General features: G+C 69.6%; 15 protein-coding genes. 10 read left to right on the plus strand and 5 right to left on the minus strand.

Annotated features, from left to right (window positions below):
* Positions 1–93: 93 nt before the first annotated feature.
* Positions 94–2,829, minus strand: coding sequence for a transglycosylase domain-containing protein (locus tag OIE69_RS20515; protein WP_326573566.1), 2,736 nt, complete (start codon positions 2,827–2,829; stop codon positions 94–96).
* 347 nt (positions 2,830–3,176) lie between these two features.
* Here OIE69_RS20515 and OIE69_RS20520 point away from each other — a divergent pair, with 347 nt between their 5' ends.
* The 3 genes from OIE69_RS20520 (at position 3,177) to OIE69_RS20530 (ending at position 6,322) form a co-directional block, all read left to right on the plus strand.
* Positions 3,177–3,827, plus strand: coding sequence for a PadR family transcriptional regulator (locus OIE69_RS20520; RefSeq protein ID WP_018558161.1), 651 nt, complete (start codon positions 3,177–3,179; stop codon positions 3,825–3,827).
* A gap of 23 nt (positions 3,828–3,850) precedes the next feature.
* Positions 3,851–4,933, plus strand: coding sequence for an inositol-3-phosphate synthase (locus tag OIE69_RS20525; RefSeq protein ID WP_326573570.1), 1,083 nt, complete (start codon positions 3,851–3,853; stop codon positions 4,931–4,933).
* Between the two features lie 99 nt (positions 4,934–5,032).
* Positions 5,033–6,322 carry an MFS transporter gene (locus OIE69_RS20530; RefSeq protein ID WP_326573572.1) on the plus strand — a complete coding sequence of 430 codons (1,290 nt, stop codon included), beginning with the start codon at positions 5,033–5,035 and terminating at the stop codon, positions 6,320–6,322.
* A 159-nt stretch (positions 6,323–6,481) separates the two neighbouring features.
* On the opposite strand, the gene OIE69_RS20535 is transcribed toward OIE69_RS20530, so the two are convergent.
* On the minus strand, positions 6,482–7,897 hold the full coding sequence (locus OIE69_RS20535; RefSeq protein ID WP_326573574.1) for a CCA tRNA nucleotidyltransferase: 1,416 nt from the start codon (positions 7,895–7,897) through the stop codon (positions 6,482–6,484).
* A gap of 161 nt (positions 7,898–8,058) precedes the next feature.
* Between OIE69_RS20535 and OIE69_RS20540 the strand changes: the two genes are divergently transcribed.
* The 7 genes from OIE69_RS20540 (at position 8,059) to trxA (ending at position 17,467) form a co-directional block, all read left to right on the plus strand.
* Entirely contained in the window at positions 8,059–10,461 is a 2,403-nt protein-coding gene (locus OIE69_RS20540; protein ID WP_326573576.1) for a DUF6049 family protein, read from the plus strand.
* A gap of 37 nt (positions 10,462–10,498) precedes the next feature.
* Positions 10,499–12,562: a murein biosynthesis integral membrane protein MurJ gene (gene murJ / locus OIE69_RS20545; RefSeq protein WP_326573578.1), complete on the plus strand. Its 2,064-nt coding sequence runs from the start codon at positions 10,499–10,501 to the stop codon at positions 12,560–12,562.
* A 120-nt stretch (positions 12,563–12,682) separates the two neighbouring features.
* Complete coding sequence (locus tag OIE69_RS20550; protein ID WP_326573580.1) at positions 12,683–14,419, plus strand: protein kinase family protein; 1,737 nt, start codon at positions 12,683–12,685, stop codon at positions 14,417–14,419.
* Between the two features lie 16 nt (positions 14,420–14,435).
* Positions 14,436–15,131 carry an RNA polymerase sigma factor SigM gene (sigM, locus tag OIE69_RS20555; RefSeq protein ID WP_326573582.1) on the plus strand — a complete coding sequence of 232 codons (696 nt, stop codon included), beginning with the start codon at positions 14,436–14,438 and terminating at the stop codon, positions 15,129–15,131.
* The gene (locus OIE69_RS20560; RefSeq protein ID WP_326573584.1) at positions 15,128–15,994 is read left to right on the plus strand and encodes an anti-sigma factor; all 867 of its coding nucleotides are present in this window, start codon (positions 15,128–15,130) and stop codon (positions 15,992–15,994) included. The genes sigM and OIE69_RS20560 overlap by 4 nt, the downstream gene beginning before the upstream one ends.
* Before the next feature lie 109 nt (positions 15,995–16,103).
* Positions 16,104–17,090 (plus strand): thioredoxin-disulfide reductase, encoded by a 987-nt coding sequence (gene trxB, locus OIE69_RS20565; RefSeq protein ID WP_326573586.1) that lies wholly within the window; start codon positions 16,104–16,106, stop codon positions 17,088–17,090.
* Positions 17,091–17,137: 47 nt separating this feature from the next.
* The gene (gene trxA, locus OIE69_RS20570; protein ID WP_089225436.1) at positions 17,138–17,467 is read left to right on the plus strand and encodes a thioredoxin; all 330 of its coding nucleotides are present in this window, start codon (positions 17,138–17,140) and stop codon (positions 17,465–17,467) included.
* A 56-nt stretch (positions 17,468–17,523) separates the two neighbouring features.
* Here trxA and OIE69_RS20575 read toward each other — a convergent pair whose 3' ends face one another.
* From OIE69_RS20575 to OIE69_RS20585, 3 genes are all read right to left on the minus strand, one after another.
* On the minus strand, positions 17,524–18,141 hold the full coding sequence (locus OIE69_RS20575; RefSeq protein ID WP_089225437.1) for a GNAT family N-acetyltransferase: 618 nt from the start codon (positions 18,139–18,141) through the stop codon (positions 17,524–17,526).
* 304 nt (positions 18,142–18,445) lie between these two features.
* Entirely contained in the window at positions 18,446–19,555 is a 1,110-nt protein-coding gene (locus OIE69_RS20580) for a ParB/RepB/Spo0J family partition protein (protein ID WP_326573590.1), read from the minus strand.
* The gene (locus OIE69_RS20585) at positions 19,552–20,601 is read right to left on the minus strand and encodes a ParA family protein (protein ID WP_078619815.1); all 1,050 of its coding nucleotides are present in this window, start codon (positions 20,599–20,601) and stop codon (positions 19,552–19,554) included. Before OIE69_RS20585 ends, OIE69_RS20580 begins: the two co-directional genes overlap by 4 nt.
* Positions 20,602–20,760: the final 159 nt, after the last annotated feature.

Below are 20,760 nucleotides of genomic sequence, written 5' to 3' on the forward strand. Positions count from 1 at the left end.
GGCGCCTCCCCGCCGCCCGTGAAGGCCCGCGGCCGCGGAGGGCTCGGTGCCCTCCGCGGCCGCGGATCGACTGCTCGACGCAAGACGGGGCGGTTAACCGCCACTGCCTCCCAGGAGCCCGCCGTTGTTGCCGTTGCCTCCGCTGCCTCTGCCCGTGGTGCTGGAGGACGGACTCATCGACGGTGTCCCGCCGGTACCCCCGTCGGTTGCTCCGCCGTCGTTGCCGCCGCCACCGGCGTCCTGGCACTCCCACCAGGGCTTGCACTCCCCGGACTCAGTCGGGGTCGGCGGGGCCTGCGGCTGCGAGATGGTCGGGGTCGGCTTCGTGGTCGGAGACTCGCTCGGGCTGGTCGAGACCGAGGGGGTCGGGCTGGCGGCGCCACCACCGTAGACGACCTTGCCGAGCGGTTCCGGCGTCGGGAACGACTGGACCGGCTTGCCCTTCATCGCGTCCACCATGTAGTCGTGCCAGATCTCGGCCGGGAACGACGCACCGTGGATCTTGTCCTTGCCGTACGTCCCGTACATCTCCAGGAACTTGCGGTCCTTGGCCTTCGCGTCGTCGTTGAAGCGGAACATCACGACGGACGTGGTGAGCTGGGGCGTGTAGCCGACGAACCAGGCCGACTTGTTGCCGTCGGTGGTACCCGTCTTGCCGGCCACCTCGCGGCCCGGAAGCTGGGCCGAGGTGCCGGTACCGCTCTGGACGACGGTCCGCAGCACGTCGGTCACGTTGTCCGCGACGGCCCGGGGGAAGGCCTCCTTGGGCGCGGACTTGTGCTCGTAGACGTTCACGCCCTCGTGCACGGCCTTCCTGACCGAGTACGGGTCGTTCTGCTTCCCGCGGTTGGCGAAGGTGGAATAGGCGTCGGCCATGCGAATGGCACTCGGCGTCGAGGTGCCGATGGAGAAGGTCGGGCTGTTGGTGGTCGCCAGGCTGCCCTCCAGGAGACCTGCCTTGAGCGCCGCCTCCTTCACCTTGTCCGTGCCGACGTCCATGCCCAGCTGCACGTACGGCGAGTTCGCCGAGACGCGCATGGCCTCACGCAGTGTGACGTTGCCGTACGACTCGTTGTCGTCGTTCGTCTGGAGCCACTGGCCTTCCTTGCCCTCCCAGACACGGCCGTCGTAGTACTTGATCTTCAGCTTGTTCTTGCCGTTGTAGATGCTCTTCGGCGAGACGATCGTCCGGTCCTGCAGGTCGTCGCCCTCGGTCCAGTCGGCGTCCCGCTTGCCGTAGGTCATGCCCGCGGCGAGGACGAACGGCTTGAACGTCGATCCGACACCCGCGCCGGTCTCGTCGGCGTTGTTCGTGAAGTGCTGCGTCGCGTTCACACCACCGTAGATCGCGACGATCTTCCCGTCCTTCGGGTCCACCGAGGCTCCGCCGAACTGGACGTGCTTGTCGACGCCGCCCGCGCGCTTGAGGTTCTCGTTCTTCTTGCGGACCTTCTTCACCGCCTCCTCCAGCTGCTCCACCTTCTTCTTGTTGAAGGTGGTGTAGATGCGGTAGCCGCCCAGCTGGAGCTTCTCCTGCGTGATCTTTCCGTCGCTGTTGTTGATGACGGTCTTGTTGGCGAGGCCGACCAGGTAGCCGATCTGACCGCCGAGCTGCGCGTCGTTCTGCGGCTTCAGCGGCTTGGGGAAGCCCTCGGCGATCCACTTGTCGTGTTCCGCCTTGGTCATCCGGCCGTCCTGCAGCTCCTGGTCGAGGATCCAGGCCCAGCGGTCCGTGGCGCGCTTGGTGTTGGCCTCGGCGGTCGCGGAGCTGTCGATGTCGGTGTTGCCGTAGGGGTCGTAGTAGGTGGCGCCCTTGAGCAGCGAGGCGAGGAACACACACTGGCTCGGGTTGAGGTCCAAGGCGTCGATGCCGTAGTAGGAGCGGGCGGCGGCCTGCAGACCGTAGGAACGGCGACCGAAGTAGGAGGAGTTGAGGTAGCCCGCCATGATCTCCTTCTTGTCGACCGTGGCACCCACCTTCACCGAGATGAACAGCTCCTTGAACTTACGGGTGACCGTCTGCGACTGGTCGCCAAGACGGGCGTTCTTCACGTACTGCTGGGTGATGGTGGAACCACCCTGCGTCTCGCCGCCCTTGGCCATGTTGACCAGGGCGCGAGCGATACCCATGGGGTCGACGCCGGAGTCGGTCTCGAAGGTCTTGTTCTCCGCGGACATGACGGCGAACCGCATCTCCTTGGGGATCTCCGAATAGCCGAGGTTCTGCCGGTTGACCTCACCGCCGGTCGCCACCATCTCCTGGTCGTTGTCCCAGAAGTAGACGTTGTTCTGCGCCTTGGCGATGTTGCTCTCCTTGGGGATGCCCACCATCGCGTACCCGACGCCGGCGACGGCGACCAGGCTCCCGAAGAAGAACAGGCACAGTCCGGAGACGAGCTTCCAGGACGGCATCCAGCGACGCCATCCGTCCTTCCCCCAGCGGGGGTAGTCGACGATGCGCTTCTTCGGGGGCTGACCCCCGCCGCGCCCGCCCTGCGCGTCCGTGGCGGACCGACGGCGGCCGCCCCTCTGCGAAGTCTGGGCGGCACGGCGTGCGGCGGCACGCCCCTCGTAGGGCGGCTCGGCCCCCCGGGCCCGGCCGCCGGTGCTCGCGCGGCCCCCCGTACCCGCCCCCGCACCCTGGCGGGGGGGTTGTCCCATTCCCTGGCGCGGGCCGTGGCCCTGCCCCGAACCGGCTCCATGCGGCTGCGGCCTCGGCGGCCCAGCGGCCCGCCGACCGCCTGGCGGCGGGGGCTGCTGCGCGCCGCGCCGGGCGGCTGCCCGGCCGTCGCCGGGCGACTGCGGCGGCTTGCGACGGTGCTCGCTCATGAACAGCTACTCCTAGGACAGGCGGAATCGCCTGAAAGCGGCAGTTGATTTCCGGTCCCCCCGGCGTGCGATGCCCGCACTGCACCGGGGACAAGGACGCTCACTGAGGTCACACGGTTCCCGGTGCTCTGCATGGCGAACAGAGTACGCACGGTCAAAAGAGGTTCTAGCCAGATGTTCATCACATTCCGGGCGGTTGACGGTGGACAGATTTCGTGATGTGACGCCGGTCACCGTGAGCCGTCTTGCCGTACCCCGGAACTCGTTCTATCGTCTCGATGTATCGAGCCGATACATCACGGCGAGATAAGAGGCGACGACGGCACGGACGGGAGGGAAACGAGGGCATGAGCAAACGCTCCGGCATCCTCGAGTTCGCCGTCCTGGGCCTGCTGCGCGAATCCCCGATGCACGGTTACGAGCTGCGCAAGCGGCTCAACACCTCGCTCGGTGTGTTCCGCGCGTTCAGCTACGGCAGCCTCTACCCCTGCCTCAAGACACTGGTCACTCAGGGCTATCTGGTCGAGGAGACCGGCCCTGAACCCGATCCGCTCGCCGCGCCGCTGGCCGGCCGACGGGCCAAGATCGTGTACCGGTTGACGGCGGCCGGCAAGGAGCACTTCGAAGAGCTCCTCGCCCACTCCGGGCCTGACGCGTGGGAGGACGAGCACTTCGCGGCTCGTTTCGCCTTCTTCGGCCAGACGTCCAGGGACGTACGGATGCGTGTCCTCGAGGGGCGGCGCAGCCGCCTCGAGGAGCGCCTGGAGAAGATGCGCGCGTCCCTCGCGCGTACCCGTGAGCGGCTCGACGACTACACGCTCGAGCTGCAGCGGCACGGCATGGAGTCGGTGGAGCGAGAGGTCCGCTGGCTGAACGAGCTGATCGAGACCGAGCGGGCGGGGCGCGGCAAGCAGCCCCCGGCCGCTCCGTCCGCCGATGCCGAGCAGGACAACCAACAGGAAAACGGCGGACCCGGCACGCGCCGGGGACCCGCGTGACGATCAAACAGGGAGCAACCGGAATGGGTTCGGTTCGCGTAGCCATCGTTGGCGTGGGCAACTGCGCCGCTTCGCTGGTGCAGGGTGTCGAGTACTACAAGGACGCCGACCCGGCCAGCCGCGCGCCTGGCCTCATGCACGTGCAGTTCGGCGACTACCACGTGCGTGATGTCGAGTTCGTCGCTGCCTTCGACGTCGACGCGAAGAAGGTCGGTCTCGACCTCGCGGACGCCATCGGTGCCAGTGAGAACAACACCATCAAGATCTGCGACGTGCCGCAGAAGGGCGTGACCGTCCAGCGCGGCCACACCCTGGACGGTCTCGGCAAGTACTACCGCGAGACCATCGAGGAGTCCGCCGAGGAGCCGGTCGACGTCGTGCAGGTCCTCAAGGACCGCCAGGTCGACGTGCTCGTCTGCTACCTGCCCGTGGGTTCCGAGGCCGCGGCGAAGTTCTACGCGCAGTGCGCCATCGACGCCAAGGTCGCCTTCGTCAACGCCCTCCCGGTCTTCATCGCCGGCACCAAGGAGTGGGCGGACAAGTTCACCGAGGCCGGTGTGCCGATCGTCGGTGACGACATCAAGTCGCAGGTCGGCGCCACCATCACGCACCGCGTGCTCACCAAGCTCTTCGAGGACCGCGGAGTCATCGTCGAGCGCACCATGCAGCTGAACGTCGGCGGCAACATGGACTTCAAGAACATGCTCGAGCGCGAGCGCCTGGAGTCCAAGAAGATCTCCAAGACGCAGGCCGTCACCTCCCAGATCCCCGACCGCGACCTGGGTGAGAAGAACGTCCACATCGGCCCCTCGGACTACGTGGCCTGGCTGGACGACCGCAAGTGGGCGTACGTCCGCCTCGAGGGCCGTGCCTTCGGCGACGTCCCGCTGAACCTGGAGTACAAGCTCGAGGTCTGGGACTCCCCGAACTCCGCGGGTGTCATCATCGACGCGCTGCGCGCGGCGAAGATCGCCAAGGACCGCGGGATCGGCGGCCCGATCCTGTCGGCGTCCTCCTACTTCATGAAGTCCCCGCCGGTGCAGTACTTCGACGACGAGGCCCGCGAGAACGTGGAGAAGTTCATCCGCGGCGAGGTCGAGCGCTGAACAGCGGCTTAACCCCCGTCACCACTCGTCGTACGACGCGACCGCGCAGGCCCCCGGGTATGGCACCCGGGGGCCTGCGCGTCATGTGAGGCTGTGCGCATGCCCGTTGTCCGTGATCTCCGTGTGCTGCTGCGCTTCCGGGACTTCCGCCGGCTGCTGGCGGTGCGGTTGCTGTCCCAGCTCTCCGACGGGGTCTTCCAGGTGGCGCTGGCGGCCTATGTGGTCTTCTCCCCGGAGAAGCAGGCCTCGCCGGCCGCCATCGCCTCCGCGATGGCGGTCCTGCTGCTGCCGTACTCGCTTCTGGGGCCGTTCACGGGCGTCCTGCTGGACCGCTGGCGGCGCCGGCAGGTCCTCCTCCACTGCAACCTGCTGCGAGCGGCGCTCTCCCTCGGCACGGCCGTGCTGATGCTGCTGCGCGTTCCGGACTGGCTCTTCTACCTGTCCGCCCTCTCGGTCACCGGCATCAACCGCTTCGTGCTCGCCGGCCTGTCGGCCGCCCTGCCCCGCGTCGTCGACGGGGAGCGTCTGGTCATGGCGAACGCGCTCTCCCCGACCGCGGGCACCCTCGCTGCCACGGCGGGCGGCGGGGCGGCCTTCCTGATGCATCTGGTGGTGCCCGGGGGCATGCGCTCCGATGTCCTGGTCGTGGTGCTGGGCGCCGTCCTCTATCTCTGTGCCGGTCTCACCGCACTCGCCCTGGGGCGGGACCTGCTGGGACCGGATCCGTCCCGCGTCCAGCCACGGGTGGGCGAGGCGCTGCTCAGCACCTTCCGCGGCCTGGTGCACGGCCTGGGGCACCTGCGCCGGCGACCTCACGCGGCACGTGCCCTGGCCGCGATGACGGCGATGCGCTTCTGCTACGGCGGGCTCACGGTGATGGTGCTGATGCTGTGCCGCTACGCATGGTCGGGGTCCGACGGTACGGATCACGGCACGGCGGACGGACTAGCGCTCCTCGGCCTGGCGGTCGCCGTCTCGGGTGCCGGCTTCTTCACGGCGGCCGTCGTCACCCCCTGGGCCACGGGCCGCTTCGGCACCTTCGGATGGATCACCGTCTGCGCGGGTGCGGCGGCCGTCCTGCTCCCCGGACTGGGCCTGCCCTTCGAGCCGGCCCCGGTACTGGCGGCGGCCTTCGTGCTGGGGCTGGCCACCCAGGGAGCGAAGATCGCCACGGACACGGTGGTCCAGTCCTCGATCGACGACGCCTACCGGGGGCGGATCTTCTCCATCTACGACGTGCTGTTCAATGTCGCCTTCGTCGGCGCCGCGGCCATCTGCGCTCTGGTCCTCCCGCCGGACGGCCGCTCCGCGGGACTCCTCCTCGGACTCTCCGCGATCTACGCCGCGGTGGCGTTCGGCACCGCCAGAACCTCGCGCCGTTTCACGTGAAACACGAAGATCACCGAGCGTCCACCCGTTTCACAGGAAGCAGGCGCACCGCCTGCAGCTCATCGCCGGGTGATGCGGGTACACCGCCAAAGCCGAGGGGGTCGTGTTTCACGTGAAACACGGCCCCCTCGGTGCGTCCGGCGCCCGGACGGGGTGCGCTCAGACCTGCGCGGCCCACCACTCCTTCAGCGCGGCCACGGCGGCCTCCTCGCCCAGCGGGCCGTTCTCCAGGCGCAGCTCCAGCAGGTGGTTGTACGCCTTGCCGACCTCGGGCCCCGGCGAAATGCCCAGGATCTCCATGATCCGGTTGCCGTCCAGGTCCGGCCGGATCGCGTCCAGCTCCTCCTGCTCCTTCAGCTGCGCGATCCGCTCCTCGAGCCCGTCGTAGGTTCGCGCCAGGGCCGCGGCCTTGCGCTTGTTGCGGGTCGTGCAGTCGGAGCGGGTCAGCTTGTGCAGCTGGTCGAGCAGCGGTCCGGCGTCCCTGACGTAGCGCCGGACGGCGGAGTCGGTCCACTCCCCGGTCCCGTAGCCGTGGAAGCGCAAATGCAGCTCCACCAGCCGGGCGACGTCCTTGATGATGTCGTTCGGGTACTTGAGCTTGGTCAGCCGCCCCTTGGTCATCTTGGCGCCGACCACCTCGTGGTGGTGGAAGGAGACCCGCCCGTCGGACTCGAAGCGCCGGGTGCGCGGCTTGCCGATGTCGTGCAGCAGCGCGGCAAGGCGAAGGACCAGGTCCGGCCCCTCGGTCTCCAGCGCCATCGCCTGGTCCAGGACGGTCAGCGTGTGGTCGTAGACGTCCTTGTGGCGATGGTGCTCGTCCCGCTCCAGGCGCAGCGCCGGCAGCTCCGGGAGGACCCGTGCGGCCAGGCCGGTCTGCACCAGCAGCTGCAGGCCCTTGCGGGGGTGGTCGGAGAGGATCAGCTTGTTGAGTTCGTCCCGGACGCGCTCGGCGGAGACGATCTCGATGCGGTCGGCCATCTCCGTCATCGCCGTGACGACCTCGGGTGCCACCTCGAAGTCCAGCTGGGCGGCGAAGCGCGCGGCACGCATCATCCGCAGCGGATCGTCGGAGAAGGACTCCTCCGGGGTGCCCGGAGTACGTAGGAGCCGCTGCGCGAGGTCGCCGAGCCCGCTGTACGGGTCGACGAACTCCGCCTCCGGCAGCGAGACCGCCATCGCGTTGACGGTGAAGTCCCGGCGGACCAGGTCCTCCTCGATCGTCTCCCCGTAGGAGACCTCCGGCTTGCGCGAGGTCCGGTCGTAGGCCTCGGATCGGTACGTGGTCACCTCGATCTGGTAGCCGCCCTTGCGGCACCCGACCGTGCCGAAGGCGATGCCCACCTCCCAGACGGCCTCTGCCCATCCGCGGATGATCTTCAGCACCTGGTCGGGCCGAGCGTCGGTGGTGAAGTCGAGGTCGTTGCCGAGCCTGCCGAGGAGGGTGTCGCGGACCGAGCCGCCGACGAGGGCAAGCCGGAATCCGGCGTCCTTGAAGCGGCGACCGAGGTCCTCGGCCACCGGCGCGATCACGGGCGCGGGCTTCAGGGTCTGGGGGGCGTTGTTGGCATTCGGCACAACAGAAAAGGGTACGTGCCCATGCGCCCCGCGGCGGACCGGTTTACCGGCTCCCGCGATCATGCGCGACGCCTTCCCGCCCCCGGACTGTATCGATCTTGTGGCCCACTCACAGCACTTTGGGTCATCGAGCATCGTTACCATTCCAGGACGCACATCCGATGACGACGAGGGACGGCCAGCGCGTGGGCGAGGCGGCACAGCACCCCGGAGGAACTCCGGCCCGTTCGAGGCTGCGCCGGGCCACGGCGCTGCTCGTGGGCGCCACCCTGTTCACCGGCCTGGTCCAGGCCCGTACGGCCCCCGCGGCGTACGCCGAGACCCCCAACGGCCGGACCGTGGACGTGTCGGTGAACTCGCTGTCCCCCACCGCCCCGACCAAGGGCGACACCCTCACGGTGACGGGCACCGTCACCAACAAGAGCAAGCACACCGTCAGCGGCGCCCACGTCGGCGTGGAGATCGCCCCCCAGGGCCCGCTGGACAGCCGCAGCGCCATCAACGCCGTGTCCACCAGTGCGCCCCACACCCTGGCCGACGGCGGGGAGATCGCCGGGCACACCGTGCCGGTCGACGACCTGCCCGCCGGCATCAGCCGCAGTTTCACCCTGAAGGTGCCGGTCAAGGATCTCGACCTGGGCCCGGACGGCGTCTACCAGCTCGGGGTCTCCCTTACCGGGCAGACCCGCAACCGCGGCTACGACGAGTACCTCGGCATCGAGCGGACCTTCCTCCCCTGGTACCCCGACGGGGATGCCAAGCCGACCCGCTACACCTTCCTGTGGCCGCTGATCGACCGCCCGCACCTCGCCGTGCGCAGCGAGAGCGACGACCAGCAGAGCCCGATCTTCCTCGACGACGACCTCGCCGGGGACCTGGCGCCCGGTGGCCGTCTGCAGCAGATGGTGGCCCTCGGCCGGGATCTGCCCGTCACCTGGGTCATCGACCCGGATCTGCTCTCCACGGTCGACGCGATGACGCGCCGGTACCAGGTCGCCGGTCCCGGCGGTGATCTCGATCACACCACGGCGGGCACCGGCACCGAGAACGCGAAGCGCTGGCTGAACAGCCTCAAGGAGGCCGTGGTCGGGAAGGAGGTCGTCGCGTTGCCCTTCGCCGACCCCGACATCGCCTCCATCGCCCACCGCGGCAAGAGCGTCCCCGGCACCCTGAACCACCTCAAAACAGCCACGGAACTCGCGACGACCACCGTCGAGGTCGTCCTCAACGGCCAGGTCACCCCCGACACGGACATCTCCTGGCCCGTCGAGGGCGCCGTCGACCCCTCCATCGTCGACGTGGCCACCTCGGCCGGCGCCGACAAGGTGATCGCCCGCAGCGACAGCCTCGGCGAGCCCGGCGACCTCAACTACACCCCCACCTCGGCACGGCCCATCGGCGGGGGCACCACGGCGGTCGTCGCCGATGCCGGGCTCTCCAAGGCCTTCCAGGGCGACATGACGAGGGCCGGCTCCTCGACCCTCGCGATCCAGAAGTACCTGGCACAGACCCTGATGATCACGATGCAGGCGCCCGACCGGCAGCGCAGCGTCGTCGTCGCCCCGCAGCGCATGGCCAAGGCCTCACAGGCCCAGGCCATGGCCCAGGCCATCACCGAGGTCGCCGGCAGCGGCTGGGCGGAGACCACGGACTTCTCCACGGCGGCGAAGGCCACCCCCGACCCGAGGGCCAACCGCAAGGTGCCCGGCACCGGCGCCTACCCCAAGCGCCTGCGCAAGCAGGAGATGAGCACCGCGGCCTTCCGCCAGATCCAGGCGACCCAGGGCGAGCTCGACGACTTCATGGCCCTCCTGAGCAAGCCCGACCGGGTGCGGACCCCCTTCGGCAACGCGCTGCTGCGCTCGATGTCCACCGAGTGGCGCGGCTCCGCCCACAGGTCGGCCGCCTACCGCACGGCCATCTCCGACTACCTGTCCGACCTGATGAGCCTGGTCTACCTGCTCCCCAAGACCGGAACGCTCACGCTCTCGGGCCGCAGCGGGACCATCCCGGTCACCGTGAAGAACGAGCTCGGCCAGACCGTGCAGGGCCTGGAACTTCGCCTCACCTCCAGCCAGGGCAACAGCCTCAACCCGGGCGAGGCGCAGGCCGTGACCGTCGAGGGCGGCCACACCCGCTCCCTGAAGTTCGAGGGCACCGCCGCCCGCAACGGCCTGAACACGATCACGGCCCAGCTCTACACGGCCGACGGCGCCAAGTTCAGCACGCCCATCACCTTCCAGGTGGATGTCACCTCCATCACATCCTCTGTGATGCTGGTGATCGCCGCCGGGCTCCTGCTGCTCGTGCTGGCGGGTGCCCGGATGTACCACCAGCGCAAGCGCCGCGCGGCGTCCGATGGCGGGGACGGCGACGCCGACCCGTCCGGGGACGACGCGGACCCGTCCGACGACGGGGAGACGGGCGAGGACGAGGACGACGCCGGCGAAGGCACCATGGGTGACCGGGACGGCGTCCGTGACGAGCAGCCGGGTGACCTGGCGCCGGACACCTCCCCGGAAAGTACGGACCCGTCCGGGACGGGTGAGAAGGTGGACCGATAGCCAGCGAGCCATGGCCGATGTATGAGGTGGGGCAGAGATGAACGCACCGTACGACGGTGAGCGCGAACGGGAAGCCGGGGAGCGGTTCCCCGAGCAGCCCGGGCAGCACCCTGCCGCGCCCGACCCGTACCTGCAGGACACCTACGCCCGCGATCCGTACCGGCGGCAGGATCCGACCGTGGAGGACCCGGTGGGCGAGGCGCTCTACGACCGCGCCGCGCACCCGCCGGCCCAGCCGCACGCCTACGGGCCGCCGTACGCGCACCAGGAGCCGTACCGCATGCCGTACGCCGACGACGCCAACACCCGCTACGTCGGCGTCGACGAGCTGGTCTCCAACGCGCCGGACGAGGACGGGAGGCCGGCCCGGCCGGACGAGTACGCCCACCTCTTCCGCGACGAGCCGGTGCAGACCGCCCCCGCGGAGCCCGAGCCCGCGGCGGCGCCCGCGGCCGGGAAGTCCGGCGGACGGGCCGGCAGCATCCTCAAGTCCAGCGCCCTCATGGCGGCCGGCACCCTCGTCTCCCGGGTCACCGGATTCCTGCGCACCCTGGTCATGGCCGCCGCGATCGGCGTCGGCACCCTGAACGACGGCTACCAGGTCGCCAACACCCTGCCCACGATGATCTACATCCTGGTCGGCGGCGGCGCGATCAACGCGGTCTTCATCCCGCAGCTCGTACGCGCCATGAAGAACGACGAGGACGGCGGCGAGGCGTACGCCAACCGTCTACTCACCCTGGTCGTCGTCGGTCTGGCGGCCGTCACCGCCGTCTGTGTGATCGCCGCACCGCTCTTCATCCGGGCGATGTCCCACGACATCGCCTCCGACCCGGTCAGGTTCGAGGTCGCGGTCACCTTCGCCCGCTACTGCATCCCCACCATGTTCTTCATGGGGGTGCACGTCGTGCTCGGGCAGATCCTCAACGCCCGCGGCCGCTTCGGCGCGATGATGTGGACCCCGGTCCTCAACAACGTCGTCATCATCGCCACCTTCGGCGCCTTCATCTGGGCCTTCGGCTCCTTCACCAGCACCGGCGTCTCCTCGCAGACCATCACCCCCGAGGGCGTCCGCCTGCTCGGCCTCGGCACCCTGCTGGGCCTGACCGTGCAGGCCCTGGCGATGGTCCCCTACCTGCGCGAGGCCGGATTCCGGATCAGGCCGCGGTTCGACTGGCGCGGCCACGGCCTCGGCCACGCGGCGAAGCTGGCCAAATGGACCTTCTTCTTCGTCCTCGCCAACCAGATCGGCCTGATCGTCCTCACCCAGTTCGCCACGGCTGCCGGTTCGGCGGCCGAGAAGGGCGGCCACGAGGGCACCGGCATCACCGCCTTCAACTACGCGCTGCTCCTGTGGCAGATGCCGCAGGCCATCATCACCGTCTCCGTCATGACGGCCGTGCTCCCGCGGATCTCCCGCGCCGCCGCCGACGGAGACGCCGCCGCGGTCCGCGACGACCTCTCCTACGGCCTGCGGACCTCGGGCGTGGCCATCGTGCCCGCCGCCTTCGCCTTCCTCGCGCTCGGCCTCCCCATCGCCACCCTGCTCTACAGCAGCTCCGGCGAGGGCGCGGTGAACATCGGCTTCGTGCTGATGGCCTTCGGACTGGGCCTGATCCCCTTCTCTGTGCAGTACATCGTCCTGCGCGGCTTCTACGCGTACGAGGACACCCGCACCCCCTTCTACAACACGGTCATCGTCGCGATCTGCAACGCCACCGCGGCCGCCGCCTGCTACTTCCTGCTGCCCGCCCGGTGGGCCGTGGTCGGCATGGCCGCCGGCTACGGACTGGCCTACGCGATCGGCGTCGGAGTGGCGGTCAAGCGGCTGCGCAGGCGCCTCGGTGGCGACATCGACGGCAAGCGCGTGGTCCGCACCTACGCCAGGCTCTTCGGCGCGTGCATCCCCGCCGCAGCGGGTGCCGGCGCCGTCGTCTACGGTGTCTGGCACTCGCTGGGTCACGGCGCTGCCGCTTCGTTGCTGTCACTGGTGCTCGGCGCCGCTGTGCTGGGCGGAATCTTCTTCATCGCCGCCAAGCGCATGCGCGTCGAGGAGATGACGGCCATGGTCGGCATGGTCAGGGGCCGGCTGGGCCGCTGACGGCGCGTACCGCGCAACCTTCGGGGGCCGTCGTGTGTCGTGCATAGCGGTGGACTGTTGGCACAATTGTCCTCGGCTGTGTTGTCAGATCTTGCAACGGATGGGGAGGCAGGAACGACGGTGGCGGAACGGAGCACGGCTGCCGTCGGAGTGGCCAACGAGGGTGGCGACAAGCAGCTCGCCGCCCATGCGGAAAGTGCCACGGCCGACGAGGCGACGGACCAAAGCGAAGAGCAGGACGCGCCACAGCAGACCCCCCCTGAGGAGACAGCACCGACCCATTCCGAGCCGCCCGAGCTCCACAGCGGCCACAAGCTCGCCGGGCGCTACCGCCTTGAGGAGTGCCTCACCCGTGCCGACGGCTTCAGCAGCTGGAGGGCCGTCGACGAGAAGCTGCGCCGGGCCGTGGGCATCCACACCCTTCCAGCCGACCACAGCCGGGCCCGCTCGGTGCTGGCGGCGGCCCGCTCCGCGGCCCTCCTCGGCGACCCGCGCTTCGTGCAGGTCCTCGACGCGGTCGAGGAGAACGACCTCGTCTACGTGATCCACGAGTGGCTCCCCGACGCACGGGAACTCACCGCCCTGATCGCCGCCGACCCGCTGGAGCCGCACGAGGCCCACCAGATGGTCAACCAGATCTCCCAGGCCATGGCCGCCGCCCACCGCGAGGGCCTGGCTCATCTCCGTCTCGGCCCCGACGCCGTCCTGCGCACCGAGGCCGGCCAGTACCGCATCCGCGGTCTGGCGGTCGCCGCCGCGCTGCGCGGCATCTCTTCCGAGCGCCCGCAGCGCGAGGACACCGAGGCCATCGGAGCCCTCCTGTACGCCTCGCTCACCCAGCGCTGGCCGTACCCGAAGGACGAGCACGGGCTCACCGGCCTCCCCAAGGACGTCGGCCTCGTCGCGCCCGACCAGGTACGGGCGGGCGTCCACCGCGGGCTGTCGGAGGTCGCCATGCGTGCCCTCGTCAACGACGGCGCGACGGCCTCCCGCGAGCCGGAGCCCTGCACCACCCCCGAGGAACTGGCCAAGGCCGTCGCCGCGATCCCCAAGATCCGGCCGCCCGAGCCGACCATGACGCCCTACTCGCGCACCACGTACCAGCAGGGCTCCTACCGCCAGACCTCCGGGGGGCCCTCGTCCCCCGGCGTCACGACGGTCCTCCCCGCCACGCCGCCGCCGGCCCTGCCCGGCCGCACCGGCAAGGCCCTCAAGTGGTCCGTCTCGGCCCTCCTCATCGTCGCCCTCGGCCTCGGCAGCTGGCAGCTCGCGGAGACGCTCATGGACCGCGAGAACCAGGCGAAGTCCGGTGGCACCTCCACGTCCCACAACACGGGCGGCGACGGTGGCAGCGACAACGGCGGCGCGAACCAGGTGACGCTGAAGCCGCTTCCCGTCCAGGGGGCGGCCGAGTACGCACCCTTCGGCGGGGCCCAGCACCCGAACGACGTCGGCGCCACGTACGACAGCAAGACGTCCACGTACTGGCGCACGAACAGCTTCTCCGACGGCCCCGAATTCGCCCCCTCCGTCAAGAAGGGCGTCGGCATCGCCTACGACCTCGGAGCGGCGAAGAAGCTCGGCCAGGCATCAATAGAGTTCTACTACGGCGGCGACCACACGACGGTCACCCTCTACGCGGCGGACTCGCTGGCCTCCACGGCCGAGCCGAGCCAGCTGAAGAAACTGGCCACCGTCACCACCGACGGCAAGGCGGCGAAGCTCACGCTGAAGGCACCCGTGGAGACGCGTTACGTCGTGGTCTGGCTGACCGCTCTCCCCTATTCGGAGACCGACGGGTACTCCGGCGCCGGCCACAAGCAAGCCATCACCAATGTGAGGTTCGAGGGGCAGTAGCCCCGCGGGGAGGGGGATGGTGGCCACGCAGGGCACAGGCGGGGAGGTCGGCGACAGCGACCTCCTCGCCCGCCATGTCGCGGGGGACCCGAACGCATTCGGAGAACTCGTCCGCCGGCACCGCGACCGGCTCTGGGCGGTGGCGCTGCGGACCCTGGGGGACCGCGAGGAGGCCGCCGACGCCGTGCAGGACGCGCTCGTCTCGGCCTTCCGCTCCGCCCACACCTTCCGCGGGCAGTCGGCCGTCACGACCTGGCTGCACCGCATCACCGTGAACGCGTGCCTGGACCGCGCCCGCAAGGCCGCTTCCCGCCGTACCGCCGCGGTCACGGACGAGAAGCAGTTCGAGGAACTGCTCGAACCGCACGAGTCCGCCGCCGCCCCCGCCGAGCGGGGCGAGCTGCACCGGGAACTGCTGCGGGCGCTCGCCACCCTCCCCGTGGAACAGCGGGCCGCCCTGGTTCTGGTCGACATGCAGGGCTACCCCGTGGCCGAGGCCGCCGCCGTCCTCGACGTGCCGGCGGGGACGGTCAAGAGCAGATGCGCCCGAGGCAGAGCGCGGCTGCTGCCGCTCCTGTCCCACCTGCGGGACGCGCCGGGGAGTAGGGGCGATCAGGCAGGGGGAAGGAACCGGACGGAGAACGCATCCGTCCCAGAGACGGAGGCCCGGCCGGGCCACGGCTTCACACAGGGCGGAGGTGGACACCCATGACGTCGACGACGGGTACGGACGAGCACCCCGAGGTCGCCGAGATCTCGGCACTCACCGAGGGCATCCTCCCGCCCGAGCGCTCGGCCGATGTCCGCGGGCACATCGACGGCTGCGCGCTCTGCGCCGACGTACGCGCCTCGCTGGACGAGATCCGCGGGCTGCTGGGCACGCTGCCCGGCCCGCCGCGGATGCCCGCCGACATCGCCGGCCGGATCGATGCCGCGCTCGCCGCGGAGGCACTGCTCACCGCATCCGGCGGTGCCGATGTTTCACGTGAAACAGAAGCCGCGGAGCCTCCTCGTGTTTCACGTGAAACATCCGCGCCGGCCGCCGGACGGCCCTCCGGTCGCGGCGCCGGCCCCAGCGGGCCCGGCCGCCCGGGCGCCCGGTCCCGTCGAGGCTGGGGGAAGGGAATCCTCGTCGCCGCCTCCGCGGCCGCCGTGGTCGGCCTCGGGTCCTTCCTCGCCCAGTCCACCTGGGACGCAGGGGGGAGCGCCGACCGTCAGTCGTCGGCGGCCTCCGGCGTGGGCGCCAAGGCTGACGCCGACACGCTCGGCGTGCAGGTACACGATCTGCTGACACGCGGCACGAGCGATCACGCGGAGAGCAAACCCTCGAGACAGTCCCCGATGGTCGGAATGGACAGCGTCACGCCGTCCTGTGTCCTGGAGGCCCTGGACCGCCAGGAGACCCCGATCGCCGTCCAACGGGGCAGGTACGAACGCATGGACTCCTATCTGGTCGTGCTGCCGCACAAGGGCGACCCCGCACTGGTCGACGCCTACGTCGTGGACGCCTCGTGCACCACCGCGCAGCCGCCTGCCACGGGCACCCTCCTCCGCGAGGAGACATACCCTCGCTAGCGCCACGCCGATGGGAATGCCCGGACCGTAGGATCCGTTAGGCGGGATGACAATGGTCCCGCCGCCGAGGCACCCGGCGAGTCGGCACAGCAGAGACGAGGAAGCACCCGTGAGCGACGTCCGAAACGTGATCATCATCGGTTCCGGGCCGGCGGGATACACAGCCGCGCTCTACACCGCCCGCGCCTCCCTCAAGCCCCTGGTCTTCGAAGGTGCGGTCACGGCCGGCGGCGCCCTGATGACCACGACCGAGGTGGAGAACTTCCCGGGCTTCCGCGACGGCATCATGGGCCCCGACCTCATGGAGAACATGCGGGCCCAGGCCGAGCGTTTCGGTGCCGAGCTGATCCCGGACGACATCGTCGAGGTCGACCTCGAGGGTGACATCAAGACCGTCACCGACTCCGCGGGCACCGTCCACCGGGCGAGGGCCGTCATCGTCGCCACCGGTTCCCAGCACCGCAAGCTCGGGCTCCCCAACGAGGACCAGCTCTCCGGTCGCGGTGTGTCCTGGTGCGCCACCTGTGACGGCTTCTTCTTCAAGGACCACGAGATCGCCGTCATCGGCGGTGGCGACACCGCCCTGGAGGAGGCGACCTTCCTCTCGCGCTTCGCCAAGAGCGTGAAGGTGGTCCACCGCCGGGACACTCTCCGCGCGTCCAAGGCCATGCAGGAGCGGGCTTTCGCCGACCCGAAGATCTCCTTCCTCTGGGACAACGAGGTCGCCGAGATCAACGGTGACGGCAAGCTCTCCGGCCTGGTCCTGCGGAACACCAAGTCCGGCGAGACCTCCGAACTGCCGGTCACCGGACTGTTCATCGCGATCGGCCACGACCCCCGGACCGAGCTGTTCAAGGGTGTCCTCGACCTGGACGAGGAGGGCTACCTCAAGGTCGAGTCGCCCAGTACCCGTACGAAGATCCCCGGTGTCTTCGCCGCGGGTGACGTCGTGGACCACACCTACCGCCAGGCGATCACCGCCGCGGGCACCGGTTGCTCCGCCGCCCTGGACGCCGAGCGCTACCTCGCCGCTCTGAGCGACGCGGGCGGCGCGCACACCCGCGAGCCGGAGCAGACCGCCGCCGCGGTCGTCTGACCGCACCGAACAACCAAGTACCCGTCCTACACACCGAGGAGACAGCCGTGGCCGGCAACACCAAGACCGTGACCGATGCGACCTTCGACGAGGAGGTCCTGTCGAGCGACAAGCCCGTGCTCGTCGACTTCTGGGCCGAGTGGTGCGGTCCGTGCCGCCAGATCGCCCCGTCCCTCGAGGCGATCGCCGCGGAGCACGGCGACCAGATCACCATCGTCAAGCTGAACATCGACGAGAACCCGGTCACCGCCGCCAAGTACGGCGTCATGTCGATCCCGACCCTCAACGTCTACAAGGGCGGTGAGGTCGTGAAGACCATCGTCGGCGCCAAGCCGAAGGCCGCCATCGAGCGCGACCTGGCCGACTTCATCGGCTGAGCACCGCGTACGGACACGAAAGGGCCCGCCCCCGTGAGGGGCGGGCCCTTCGTCGTTCACAGAGGCCGCAGCGCCGGTTCCTTCTGCACGGCGCCGAGCAGACGGTCAATCGCCATCTCGACGTCCTCCTTCCAGGAGATCGTCGTCCGCAGTTCCAGCCGCAGCCGGGGGAACCGCGGGTGCGGCCGCACGGTCTTGAAGCCGACGGCCAGCAGGTGTTCGGCGGGGAGGACGCACGCGGGCTCCTCCCAGCGCGCGTCACCGAAAGCCTCGATCGCCCGGAAGCCCCGTCGCACCAGGTCCTTGGCCATCGTCTGCACCAGCACCCGGCCCAGCCCCTGCCCCTGGAAGCCCGGGAGGATCCTGGCGGTCATCAGCTGGACCGCGTCGGGGGAGACGGGGCTCGTGGGGAAGGCTGTCGAGCGCGGCACATAGGCCGGCGGGGCGTAGAGCACGAAGCCGGCGGGCACCTCGTCCACATAGACGACGCGGCCGCAGGATCCCCACTCCAGCAACACCGCGGAGATCCAGGCCTCCTTCTCCAGCTCCGGCTTGCCGGCCTGGACGGCGGCTTCTCCGCTTACCGGGTCGAGTTCCCAGAAGACGCACGCGCGGCAGCGGTTGGGGAGATCCGGGAGGTTGTCCAGCGTGAGCGGAACGAGCCGACGCCCCATGAGGTCTGACCCTCGTTTCTGTCGTGGACCCAACTGCCGACGAAGCCACCCACGGCGCCCAGCCCAAGCCCCGCTGCGAGGAGGGCGGCCTTCTGCCAATCGTGCTCCACTCCAACGCGCCGCACCGATCGCATGAGCCCCTCCCCGGAGGTAGTGCTCCATCCCGTACGCATCGTATCCGTGGGCGGACAAGTCCGACACCGGAGCAACACGAACGGCCCAGCAAAAAGCGGGTCACATCCCTCTCGGGATGCGACCCGCTCAGAAGTCGTGGTCCGTCACACGACGGTGAGGAGCTCGGCGGTCACTCCTCCTCGTCGGGTTCCTCGGTGAGCGACCGCTCGAGGACCGTGCCCTCGCCCGGTGCCATCGAGCCGAGGATGCGCTCCAGATCTTCTATCGAGGCGAACTCCACGACGATCTTCCCGCGCTTCTGTCCCAGGTCCACCTTCACCCGGGTCTCGAAGCGGTCCGAGAGCCGCAGCGCAAGATCGGTCAGGGCGGGGGACATCCGCTTGCCGGCCCGGGGCGCCGGCGCCTTCCGCGCAGGCTGGGACTCGGAGTTCATCACATGCACGATCTCCTCGACCGCGCGCACCGAGAGCCCCTCGGCCACGATCCGGCTGGCGAGCCGGTCCTGGTCCTCCACGTCCTCCAGGGCGAGCAGGGAGCGGGCGTGCCCAGCGGAGAGCACACCGGCCGCCACACGCCGCTGTACGGGCGCGGAGAGCTTCAGCAGGCGCAGGGTGTTGGACACCTGGGAGCGGGAGCGGCCGATGCGGTCGGCGAGCTGCTCGTGGGTGCAGGCGAAGTCCTTGAGGAGCTGGTCGTAGGCGGCCGCCTCCTCCAGCGGGTTCAGCTGGGCACGGTGCAGGTTCTCCAGGAGCGCGTCCAGGAGAAGCTTCTCGTCGTCGGTGGCCCGTACGATCGCGGGGATGGCCTCCAGGCCCGCCTCGCGGCTGGCTCGCCAGCGCCGCTCGCCCATGATGAGCTCGTAGCGCTCCGACCCGACCTGACGGACGACGACCGGCTGCAGAAGGCCGACCTCCTTGATGGAGGTGACCAGCTCGGCCAGCGCGTCCTCGTCGAAGACCTCACGCGGCTGTCGCGGGTTGGGGATGATCGCGTCCAGCGGCAGTTCCGCGAAGTACGCCCCGGCCACCATGGGCGGCTCCTGGGGTGCGATGGCTTCCGGCGTTTCACGTGAAACCGGGATCGCCGCGGTCCCCTCACGTCCCTGCTGTTCCACCAGGGCCGCCACCTTGGCGGCGGCGACACCTCGTTCCGGCGCCAGGACCGGCGCGGCGGTCACCGCCGTCGCCACCGCGGTCGCAGCTGCCGCGTCCGCACCGTTCGGTGCGGCGGGAATCAGCGCGCCGAGACCACGGCCGAGTCCTCTGCGTCGCTCACTCACTGGTTCCCCTCCGACGTGTTCAGCTCTTTGAGCTCTTGGGTGCGTCCCAGGCCACGCATGGCCATCTCGCGTGCCGCCTCAAGGTACGACAACGCTCCACTCGAACCCGGATCGTAGGTCAGCACCGTCTGACCGTAGCTGGGGGCCTCCGAGATGCGAACCGAGCGCGGGATGCTCGTGCTCAGCACCTCCTTGCCGAAGTGGGTACGGACTTCCTCGGCGACCTGCGAGGCCAGCCGGGTCCGGCCGTCGTACATGGTCAGCAGGATGGTGGAGACATGGAGCTTGGGGTTGAGGTGGCCCCGGACCAGCTCCACATTGCGGAGCAGCTGCCCCAGGCCCTCCAGTGCGTAGTACTCGCACTGGATCGGGATGAGAACCTCGGCGCCGGCCACCATGGCGTTGACGGTCAGCAGACCGAGCGAGGGCGGGCAGTCGATGAGGATGTAGTCCAGCGGCTGCTCATAGGCCTCGATGGCCCGCTGCAGCCGGCTCTCCCGGGCCACCAGAGAGACCAGTTCGATCTCGGCGCCCGCGAGGTCGATGGTGGCGGGAGCACAGAAGAGGCCCTCCACGTCCGGCACCGGCTGGACGACATCGGAGAGCGGCTTGCTCTCCACCAGCACGTCGTAGATGGAGGGGACTTCGGAGTGGTGATCGATCCCGAGGGCGGTGGAGGCGTTGCCCTGGGGGTCGAGGTCGACAACCAGCACCCGGGCCCCGTGCAGGGCCAGGGAGGCGGCCATGTTGACCGTGGTGGTGGTCTTGCCGACCCCACCCTTCTGGTTGGCGACCACGACCACTCGGGTCTGGGGTGGACGGGGGAGTCCTTCACCGGCCCGCCCCAGTGCCTCCACGGCCAGTTGGGCGGCGCGGCCGATGGGGGTGTCGTCCATCGGGGGCGGTGTTTCACGTGAAACATCGTCCCCGAACGGCTCGGTGCGGGGACCGGGGACCGGATCGGTCATCGGTCCCGCGATGTTGGCGTCGGACCGCAAGGATTCACTCTCCTCGACTACAAGCTCGCAATGAACAGAGCCTGCCATGCTTTCGGGGTCGCGAACCAGTGAGGACCGTTCTCCTGTGGATGAATCCACCGGTTGAGTCACCGAATGGGTCATCTCGGCGGTCCGATGAGAGAGCGATTCGGCCGCGGCACGAGCCCGGCCAAGGATTCCTGGAAGCAGAAAGCGCCGTTTCACGTG

The sequence above is a fragment of the Actinacidiphila glaucinigra genome (assembly GCF_035918135.1).
GTDB classification, from domain to species: domain Bacteria; phylum Actinomycetota; class Actinomycetes; order Streptomycetales; family Streptomycetaceae; genus Actinacidiphila; species Actinacidiphila glaucinigra.